The 10,129-nt window shown below is 72.1% G+C and carries 5 protein-coding genes; 4 read left to right on the top strand and 1 reads right to left on the bottom strand.

Annotated elements, in window-relative coordinates:
• The first annotated feature begins 135 nt into the window (after positions 1 to 135).
• From EDF40_RS15560 to EDF40_RS15550, 3 genes are all read left to right on the top strand, one after another.
• A complete protein-coding gene (locus EDF40_RS15560; protein ID WP_123340271.1) occupies positions 136 to 1,266 on the top strand; it encodes an ROK family transcriptional regulator in 1,131 nt (376 codons plus the stop codon).
• A gap of 92 nt (positions 1,267 to 1,358) precedes the next feature.
• Positions 1,359 to 3,374 (top strand): beta-galactosidase, encoded by a 2,016-nt coding sequence (locus EDF40_RS15555; protein ID WP_123340272.1) that lies wholly within the window; start codon positions 1,359 to 1,361, stop codon positions 3,372 to 3,374.
• Positions 3,371 to 5,533: an alpha-galactosidase gene (locus EDF40_RS15550; protein ID WP_260213343.1), complete on the top strand. Its 2,163-nt coding sequence runs from the start codon at positions 3,371 to 3,373 to the stop codon at positions 5,531 to 5,533. Before EDF40_RS15555 ends, EDF40_RS15550 begins: the two co-directional genes overlap by 4 nt.
• 47 nt (positions 5,534 to 5,580) lie before the next feature.
• On the opposite strand, the gene EDF40_RS15545 is transcribed toward EDF40_RS15550, so the two are convergent.
• Positions 5,581 to 8,292, bottom strand: coding sequence for a glycoside hydrolase family 2 protein (locus EDF40_RS15545; RefSeq protein WP_123340273.1), 2,712 nt, complete (start codon positions 8,290 to 8,292; stop codon positions 5,581 to 5,583).
• 117 nt (positions 8,293 to 8,409) lie between these two features.
• Between EDF40_RS15545 and EDF40_RS15540 the strand changes: the two genes are divergently transcribed.
• Entirely contained in the window at positions 8,410 to 10,095 is a 1,686-nt protein-coding gene (locus EDF40_RS15540; RefSeq protein ID WP_123340274.1) for an ABC transporter substrate-binding protein, read from the top strand.
• Positions 10,096 to 10,129: the final 34 nt, after the last annotated feature.

Raw genomic sequence — 10,129 nt, 5'->3', positions numbered from 1 at the left:
CAAGGGGGACCTTGTGGGAGAGTAGGACGCCGCCGGACTTAACGTTGTAACACCAGGGAACCCCTGACCAGCACTGGTCAGGGGTTTTCTGCGTTTCCGGGCTGAGCCGTAGGATCAGCCGACGACGGAGGAACGATGACCGAAGCCTGGCCGGCACTGCCCGAGGGTTCCCGCTTGGCACTGCGGGAGATCCTCATCCACGGGACGCTCTCGCGGGCGGAGATCGCTCGGTCGCTCGGGCTGTCGCGAGCGAGCTTGACCCGGGCGATGCGGATCCTCGTGGCGCACCGGCTCGTGGTCGAGGTCGGCACCGACGTGCGTGGGGCCACGGGCCGGCCGTCGGAGCTGCTGCAGTCGAGTTCGGGGCAGTGGGAGTTCCTCGGCGTCAAGCTGACCCGGGAGCGCATGTACGCCGCGGTGACCGACCTGGGCGGACGCGTGCTCGCCCTGCACGAGGAGACCGTCCCGTCGACCGTGCCGGAGGACCTGGCCGACCAGATCAGCACCGTGCACGAGCGCCTCCGTGCCGTGCACCCCGCGATCTGTGCCGTCGGGGTGTCCCTGCCCGGTGACGTCCTCACCCGGGGCGGAGAGGCCGTCGTGGCGTCGTCGCCGTTCCTCGGATGGACCGACGTCCCGTTCGCACGGATGGTCCGGGAGCGGACGGGGCTCGCAGCCTTCACGGCGAACGACGTCCACGCCCTGACCGTCAAGGAGCACTGGTTCGGTGCCGGCGCCGGCCGCGGGTCGATGGCCCTGGTGACCGTGGGCGAGGGGCTCGGTCTCGGGCTCATCGTGAACGGGCAGGTCTCCACCGGCGAGCACGGACGACTCGGTCGGATCGGGCACCTGCCGGTCCTCGGTGGTGGGCCCGACTGCGGCATCGGGCACGCGGGGTGTGCTTCGAGCTACCTGCCGAGCCCGGTGATCGTCCGGAACGCCGGGCGCGAGGGATCGTCGTACGAGCAGGTCGTCGAGCTCGCGCGGAACGGCGACGAGCAGGCCGTGGCGGCGTTCGAGGACGCCGGACGAGCACTCGGAGTCGTCCTGGCCACCGCGGTGCACATCGCCGACCCTGCCGCGATCGTCCTGACCGGCGACGGGCTGCCGGTGTACGACCTAGCACGGACCACGGTGGACGAGTCGCTCCGTGCGGCACTGGCTCCGTACCGACAGCCGGTGACCGTCGAGGTGCAGCCGTTCGAGTTCTCGGAGTGGGCGCGAGCGGGGGCGGTCCTCGCGATCCGGCAGCTGCTCGAGACCTGATGCGGCACCACTGACAGCGCGTTAGTTACACACGTTGACAAACACCGCCGGAGACGGGAGGCTGGTGCGGTCCACCCATCGAAGGAGATGCCGTGACCGCTGCCCCCACCGTCCCGTGGCCGACCGACGGCCTGTCGTTCGGCGGCGACTACAGCCCTGAACAGTGGCCGCGCGAGGTCTGGCTCGAGGACGTCCGCCTGATGCGCGAGGCCGGGGTGAACCTGGTCACGATCGGGGTCTTCTCGTGGGCGCTGCTCGAACGGTCGCCGGGGGAGTACACCTTCGACTGGCTCGACGACGTCATCGCCCTGCTGCACGACAACGGCATCGCCGTGGACCTCGCGACGCCGACCGCCGCCCCGCCTAACTGGCTGCTGACCGCCCACCCCGAGGTGCTGCCGGTGGACGCCACGGAGCGACGGGAGCGCCCGGGTGGACGCCTCGGGTGGTGTGCGGCGTCGACGGTCTTCCGCGAGCACGCCCTGCGGATCGTCGGTGCCCTGGCCGAACGCTACGGTCACCACCCGGCGGTGCGGCTGTGGCACGTGAGCAACGAGCTCGGTGGCGGGAACGGCCGCTGCTACTGCGAGGAGTCGGCAGCGGACTTCCGGCGCTGGCTCGCTGACCGGTACGGGGACGTCGACACCGCGAACGCCGCGTGGGGAACGGCCTTCTGGGGGCACACCTACACGTCCTTCGACGAGGTCTCACCCCCTCGTGGCGTCGGCGGCGCACCGAACCCCGGCCTCTTCCTGGACTTCGAGCGGTACTCGTCCGACGCCCTGCTCCGGCACTTCGACGCCGAGAAGGCCGTCATCGAGCAGCACTCGGACGTCCCCGTCACGACGAACTTCATGGTCGGTGCGGGCTCGCAGGTCGTCGACTACGCCGCGTGGGCGAAGCACGTCGCGATCCCGGCGAACGACCACTACACGCTCGTCGACGATCCGCACCGCGAGCAGGACCTCGCCCTCGCGGCCGACCGGATGCGCGGCATCACCGCCGGCCGCACCCCGTGGTTGCTCATGGAGCACTCGACGGGCGGCCCGAGCTGGCAGCAGCGCAACCGGGCGAAGGAACCGGGCGAGATCCTGCGCAACTCGCTCGTGCACGTCGCCCGCGGGTCCGACGGCGCACTGTTCTTCCAGTGGCGGGCCTCCACCGCGGGGGCCGAGCAGTTCCACTCCGCGATGGTCCCGCACGCCGGCACCCGCACCCGGATCTGGCGCGAGGTCGTCGCGCTCGGCCGGGCACTCCGCGACCTCGCCCCCGTGCAGGGCAGCCGCGTCGAACCGGCCCGGGTCGCGATCGTCGTCGACGAGCCGTCCGGGTGGGCGCTGCAGTCCGGGCTGAAACCGCACCGGGGACTGCGGTACTCGCGGGAGCTCCGTGCCTGGTACGCCGCCTTCCACGACCGGCAGGTGCTCACCGACGTCGTGCCCTCGGACGCCGACCTCGACGGCTACGACGTGGTGGTCGTCCCCACGATGCTCATCGTCGACGACGCCACCGCCGCACGGATCGCCGCGGTGGTCGACCGCGGCGCGACCCTGATCGTCACCTACCTGTCCGGCGTCGCCGACGAGACCGCCCGCATCCGCGCCGGCGGCTACCCGGGCGCGTTCCGGCAGGTGCTCGGCGCCTGGAGCGAGGAGTTCACCCCGCTGCAGCGCGACGAGACCCGCACGCTCGACGACGGCGGCACCGTCACCGACTGGGCCGAGGCCGTCGTGATCGACGACGCCGACGTCGTGCTCCGGTACACGGACGGGCCGCTCGCGGACCGCGCAGCGGTCACCCGCCGCGCCGTCGGCGGCGGCGCCTGGTACGTGTCCGCGATGCTGCCTGCCCAGAGCGCCCAGCGGCTCGTGGACCGGGTCATCGAGGAGCGCGCGCTCCCGCGGACGGTCACCGCGCCTCCCGGCCTGGAGGCGGTGCGCCGCGTCCACGACGACGGATCCGTGTTCCTGTTCCTCGTCAACCACCGCGCGGACGACGTGACGGTCGTCGCGTCCGGTACGGACCTGCTCGACGGCTCCGGCCACGGGCCGGAGACCGTCGTGCCCGCCGGTCGCGTCCGCGTCCTGCGCGAGGAGCGTGCGTCGTGACCGTCGTGGACCGCGACCCGGCGCCGGCGCGGGCGGTCGACGGACGGCAGGTGAGCGCCCTGCACGGCGGCGGGGTGTCGCTCGTGCTGGCGACCGCCGACGACGGACTGCCCGAGGTGCTGCACTGGGGCCGCGACGTCGGACCCGTCACGGACGGTGACGGCGCCGAACTGCTGCTCGCGCTCGGACGGCCGCTCGGACCGAGCGCCCTCGACGCGGCCTGGCCGCTGACCGTGCTGCCGACCGAACGCGACGGGTGGGAGGGACGACCCGCGATCGCCGGGCACGTCGACGGGCTGCCGCTCGTGCCGCGGTGGCGCGACGTCGAGGTGACCGAGGAGCCCGGCTTGCTGGTCGTGACCGCGGTGTCCGACGAACTGCTGCTGCGGAGTGCCTTCCGGCTCGACGACGCGGGGGTGCTGCGCGTCGGGCACACCGTGACGAACGGGGCCGCCGTGCCCGTGCACCTGCAGGCACTCGAGGCGACGCTGCCCGTGGGCGAACGGGTCGGCGAGGTGCTCGACCTGGCCGGCCGTTGGACCCGGGAGCGCACCCCGCAGCGCCGGGCACTGACCGCCGGCAGCCACGCGCGGGAGAGCCGCCGCGGCCGCACCGGCCACGACGCCCCGACGCTGCTCGTGCTCGGGACGCCGGGCTTCTCGGACGCTTCCGGTGAGGTCTGGGGCGTGCACCTGGCCTGGAGCGCCGACTCGGTGCACCGCCACGACCTGCTCGCCGAGGCGCGACCGCTGCTCGGCGCCGGGGAACTCCTGCGCGCCGGCGAGGTCGTCCTCGGGCAGGGGGAGTCCTTCGCCGCGCCCGACGCCGTCTTCGTCTGGAGCGACGCCGGGCTCGACGGCCTGTCCGACCGGCTGCACGACTCGCTCCGCAGCCGCCCCGGTCACCCGAAGCGCCCCCGACCGGTGGTGCTCAACACGTGGGAGGCCGTCTACTACCGGCAGGGCCTCGCGCCCCTGGTCGCCCTGGCCGAGACCGCCGCGGACATCGGCGTCGAGCGGTTCGTGCTCGACGACGGCTGGTTCGTCGGGCGCCGCTCGGACTCGACGTCGCTGGGGGACTGGCGCGTCGACCCGACGGTGTGGCCGGACGGCCTCGGACCGCTCGTCGACCGGGTCCGCGGACTCGGCATGGAGTTCGGGCTGTGGTTCGAACCCGAGATGGTGAGCCCGGTGTCCGAGCTCGCGGCCGCGCACCCCGAGTGGCTGCTGCAGCGCCCCGAGGACGACGTCCGCACCTGGCGGAACCAGTACGTGCTCGACATGGCGAACCCACTCGCGCGGGCGTACGTGCTCGAAGCGATGTCCGCCGTCATCGGGGCGCACCACGTCGACTTCGTGAAGTGGGACCAGAACCGCGACATCGTGCACGCGGTCCACGCCGGACGTGCCGGCATCGACGCGCACACCCGCGGGGTCTGGACGCTGATGGACGCCCTGCGCGCCCGGCACCCGTGGCTCGAGATCGAGGCGTGCGCGAGCGGCGGCGCCCGGGTCGACCTCGGCGTGCTGGAGCGCACCGACCGGGTGTGGCCGTCGGACTCGAACGACGCGTTCGAACGCCTGCCGATCCAGCGCTGGACCGAAGCACTGCTGCCGCTCGAGCTGATCGGCTCGCACGTCGGCCCCGAGGTCTCGCACACCACCGGCCGGCACCTCGACCTGGACTTCCGGATGGCGGTGTCGCTGTTCGGGTCCGCCGGCATCGAGACCGACGTCACCCGGCTGTCCCTGACGGAGCTCGACCGGCTGCGGGCGTGGACGGCGTTGTACAAGCGGGAGCGTGGGCTGCTGCACACCGGCCGGCTGCGGCACCTGGAGCTCGGCGACCCCGGGCTCGTGGCGACCTCGGTCGTGGCCGTCGACCGGTCGCGGGCCCTGGTGCGGGTCGCACGGACGGAGACCGGGCCGCAGTCGCTGCCGGTGCCGCTCCGGATGCGGGGGCTCGACCGGGCGCGGCGCTACCGGCTCGCCCCCGTCACGGGGCTGCGGGTGCCGCACGGGCTCGACATGGTGCCGCCGGCGTGGCTCGTGCGCGGGCACCTGGAGCTGTCGGGTGCGGTACTCGAGGACGTCGGGGCGCGGCTGCCGTTGCTGGCCCCCGCGACCGCGATCGTGTTCGAGCTGCACGCCCTCGACTGACGCGACCCTGCCGGCCGCCCGCCGCCGATGACGGCGGGCGGCCCGCGTCAGGGGAGGAGCGAGCCCGCGTGGCGGAGGACGAACGGGCCCACGAGCGCCTCGGGGTCGATGCCCGGGGCACCCGTCACCGTGAAGGCCACCGACTCGCCGGCCAGCAGGGACACCAGTCCGTCGTCGACCCGAGCGGCAGGGTCCACGCGGTCCGGGAACAGCGAGACGTCCCGCGCGTAGGACGCCGCCGTCACCGTGACGACCGCCCCGTCGTCGGTCGCCGTGACCGACGTGGACAGCGGTGAGCGGGCGAGCACCTGGTCGACGACCTCGGCGAAGTCGAACACCGTGCGGGTCCCCGCTCCGGTGACGATGAGCACCTCGGACCCGGCGTCCCCGGGCACGGCGAGCGAGGCCGGCAGCGTGATCCGGTCGGCATCGGCGGGTGCGGCGGCCAGCGAGAACGACGACGAGTCGAGCACCGTGCCGTCGAACGCGACGCGGGCGACCGTGACCTCGTCGGCGACCGGCGCCCCGGACGCGTTCACGAGCACGACGTCGAGCCCACCGGCAGCGCCGGCGGCGCCCGCAGCCCCGGCGGCGCCCGCAGCCCCGGCAGCGCCCGCAGCCCCGGCCGCAGACGGCTGCACGGTGAGCAGCACCGGCTGGTAGGCCTGCCGCACCGCGTACCAGACGGGCTTCCGGATGCCCGCGTGGTCGACGAGCGCCCAGGACACCACGGGCCAGTCGTCGTTGAGCTGCCAGACGATCATCCCGGTGTTGTCGGGCGTGCGGGACCGGAACCACTCCATGCCGAAGCGGATCGCGTGCGCCTGGTTGAGCTGTGACGCCCAGTGCCAGTCCTCGATGCTCGTCGGCGTCGGCAGGTGCCCGCGCATGCCGTCGGCGAGCTTCCGGTTGCCCTGGTCGGCCTTCTGGTGCACGAGCATCTCGTGGCCGTCGGGGTCGAGCGGCTCGTCGTGCACCACCGCGGTGAGGGTCGACCAGGCGGGCGGGCCCTGGAACCCGAACTCCGCCACGAACCGCGGGTTCCAGTCGGCGTAGGCGCGGTAGTCGAGCCGGTTCCAGACGTCCCAGATGTGCACGCTGCCATTGCGTTCGTCGTTCGGCGACAGGTACTCGTCGAACGAGAACGGGCTGCCCGGCGTGTACGGGCGGGTCGGGTCGAGCTCGGCGACGATCGAGGGCAGCAGCGAACGGTAGTAGCCGTTGCCCCAGGTCCGGCCGACGAGCGACGGCCGCCAGCCCCACTCGGCGTACGCGACGAGGTTCTCGTTGTTGCCGTTCCACACCACGAGCGACGGGTGCGGGCTGAGGTGGGTGACGGCTTCGCGGACCTCGGGCTCGACCTCGTCGGCGAGCCAGGGCTCCTCGGCGTAGGCGGCACAGGCGAACAGGAAGTCCTGCCAGACGAGCACGCCGAGCTCGTCGCAGCGGTCGTACAGGCCGTCGGACTCGTAGATCCCGCCGCCCCAGATGCGGAGCAGGTTGACGTTCGCCTCGATCGCGTCGTCGATCCGGTCGGCGTAGCGCTCGGGCGTCATCTCGGTCAGGTACGCGTGGTCGGGGATCCAGTTCGCGCCCCGCACGATCACGGGCCGGTCGTTCACCCGGAGCAGGAACGGGGCTCCGCCGGCGTCGGCGGCGGTGTCGAGCGTCACGGTGCGGAACCCGACGCGGCCGGTCCAGACGTCGTCGCCGACCTCGACCCGGACGTCGTACAACGGCTGCTCGCCCTCGCCGCGCGGCCACCAGACGGCGACGTCGGGGACCTCGAGCCGCACGACGGCGGAGCCGTCGACGACGGCGCGCACGCTGGTGACGGACGTTGCGCCCGGCGCGGACGGGCGGCCGGGAGGCACGGTGCCGGACCCGACGGGCGTCGCCGCCGCCTCGGTGCCGCTCGCGCCGGGGGCGGACGTGTTCTGCTCGGCCAGGGTGGCGCCGTGGCCGTCGGCCCCGCCGGGGGTGACGTGCGGGGTCAGGGTGACCCGCGCCTCCAGGCCGGCCCGACCGGACACCCCTGCGACCGGAGCCGACCCGATGTGCTGGGAGAAGGCGCCGGTGGAACCTGCGGACTCGACGTCGACGTGCGCGGTGAGCACGCCGGTCGTGCCGTCGACGTCGACGAGGGGGCGGACGGCCGCGATGCGGGCGCCGCTCCACGACTCGATGCCGATCGACTTCCAGATGCCGCTCGTGGCGACGTCGATACCCCAGTCCCAGCCGAAGTTCGACGCGTTCTTGCGGAGCGCGTTGTACGGGTGGTGGTTGACGTGGGGGAGTTCGCCGCCGTGCAGGGCGGACAGCCGCTCGGCCGCGGGCACCGGGGCGTCGAAGGTGATCACGAGCTCGTTCGTGCCGGGGCGCAGCAGGTGCCCGACGGGGAACCGGTACGCGCGGTGCTGGTTCGCGGTGGTGGCGACGACGATGCCGTTCAGCTCGATCGTCGCGAGGGTGTCGAGTCCGTCGGCGACGAGGTCCTGGCGGGCGTGCGTGGTCGGGCCCGTGCCGGTCTCGCCCGACCACGTGAAGGTGCGGCGGTACCGCCACACCGTGTCGCCGATCCACTGGGTCGCGGCCTCGTTGTCGCCGTCGAACGGGTCGGGGATCCGGCCCGCCCGCAGCAGGTCGGTGTGCACGCAGCCGGGGACGATCGCGGCGACCGGCTCCCGGTGCGCATCGGCCTGCGCCGGGCCGTGCACCGCCTCGACCGTCCACGTGCCGTCCAGGGTGGTCCGCTCCATTGCGTCTCCTCAATCGTGACGGGGCCGTGACCCGACCCCTTGACCGCCTTAGTTTACGCGTGTAACAATCACGCTCACAACGTGGATCCTGCGACGACGCAGACCGAGAGGACAACGATGTTCAACCCAACCCGTTCACGGCTCGCCATCGGCGCCGCCGTCCTCCTCGCCGCCGGCCTCGCGCTGAGCGGCTGCAGCGCGAGCGGCAACGCCAGCACGAAGGACGACGCCGCCTCGACCCTGGTCGCCTACACCGGACAGTCCGGCGACTACCAGATCAACTTCAACCCGTGGTCACCGTCGAACATCGGCGGCGTCGGCACGATCTACGAGTCGCTGTTCTTCATCACCAACGTCAACACGAACGACCCGAAGCCGCTGCTCGGCAAGTCGTACGAGTGGAACACCGACGGCACGCAGCTCACCATCACCCTGCGCGACGGGGCGACCTGGAGCGACGGCGAGCCCTTCACCTCGAAGGACGTCGTGTTCACGCTCGACATGCTCAAGAAGCAGAAGGCCCTGAACTCGATCGGCTACGACGGCACCGCGAAGGCCGACGGCGACTCCAAGGTCGTCGTCACCTTCGACAAGCCGTCGTTCGTGCTCGGCCCGAACCTGCTCGGCAAGACCTGGATCGTGCCCGAGCACCTGTGGAAGGACATCGACCCGACCACCGACGTCGTGCGCGAGCCCGTCGGCACCGGTCCGTACACGCTCGGCACCTTCAAGGCGCAGGCCTTCACCCTCGAGGCGAACAAGAAGTACTGGGACGGCGCCCCGGCCGTGAAGACCATCCGCTACCTGTCGCTCTCCGGCAACACCGCCGGCGCCGACGCGCTCAAGCAGGGCTCGATCGACTGGCAGACCGGCCCGGTGCCGAACATGGACGACATCGCCGGCAACTACAACGGCTACGACGGCATCACCGTCGGCCAGAACCAGATGGCGCTGCTCACCTGCGCGAACACCGACCTCGGCTGCACCGGCCCGCAGACCGACCCGGCCGTCCGGCACGCCATCGCCGACGCGATCAACCGCAAGCAGCTCAACTCGCTGGCGTTCGAGAACACCGCGAGCGAGATCTCGCCGACCTTCGCGCTCACCACGACGCAGAAGGACACCATCTCGAAGGACATCGAGCCGGCCGTGATGCCGGAGACCGCCGACAAGGCCGCCGCCGCGTCGTCGCTCGAGGGCGCCGGGTGGAAGAAGGGCTCGGACGGCATCTACGCCAAGGACGGCAAGAAGCTGTCCCTGACCGTCGAGGTCGTCACCGGCTGGACCGACTACATCACCGCGATCGACACCATGACGCAGCAGCTCAAGGCCGCGGGCATCGAGCTCAAGGCGCAGCAGTCGTCGTGGAACGAGTGGACCGACAAGAAGACCAAGGGCAACTTCGAGCTCGCGATCGACTCGCTCGGCCAGGGCCCGACGGCGAACCCGTACTACCTGTACAACAACTACTTCACGACGGCGAACACCGCGAAGGTCGGTGCTGCAGCCCCGATGAACATCTCGCGCTACAGCAACCCCGACGTGGACAAGGCCATCGCGAAGCTGGCCACGATCAACCCCGAGGACACCGCCGCGACGCAGCCGGAGCTCGACACGATCCAGCAGCACATCGTCGAGGACCTGCCGTACATCCCCGTAATGACCGGCGGCACGACGAGTGAGTTCCACGCGGCGAAGTTCACCGGCTGGCCCACGAAGGACGACCTCTACGCCTTCCCGGCCGTCTGGGCGAGCCCGGACAACGCCGAGATCTTCAAGGCACTGAAGCCGGCGAAGGGCTGACCACGATGGGATCGCGACCGAGGAGCACTCGACG

This window comes from Curtobacterium sp. PhB170 (assembly GCF_003752345.1).
Lineage (GTDB): Bacteria > Actinomycetota > Actinomycetes > Actinomycetales > Microbacteriaceae > Curtobacterium.
Note: the sequence above shows the minus strand (reverse complement) of the source record. Positions and strands in the feature narration are given on the sequence as shown.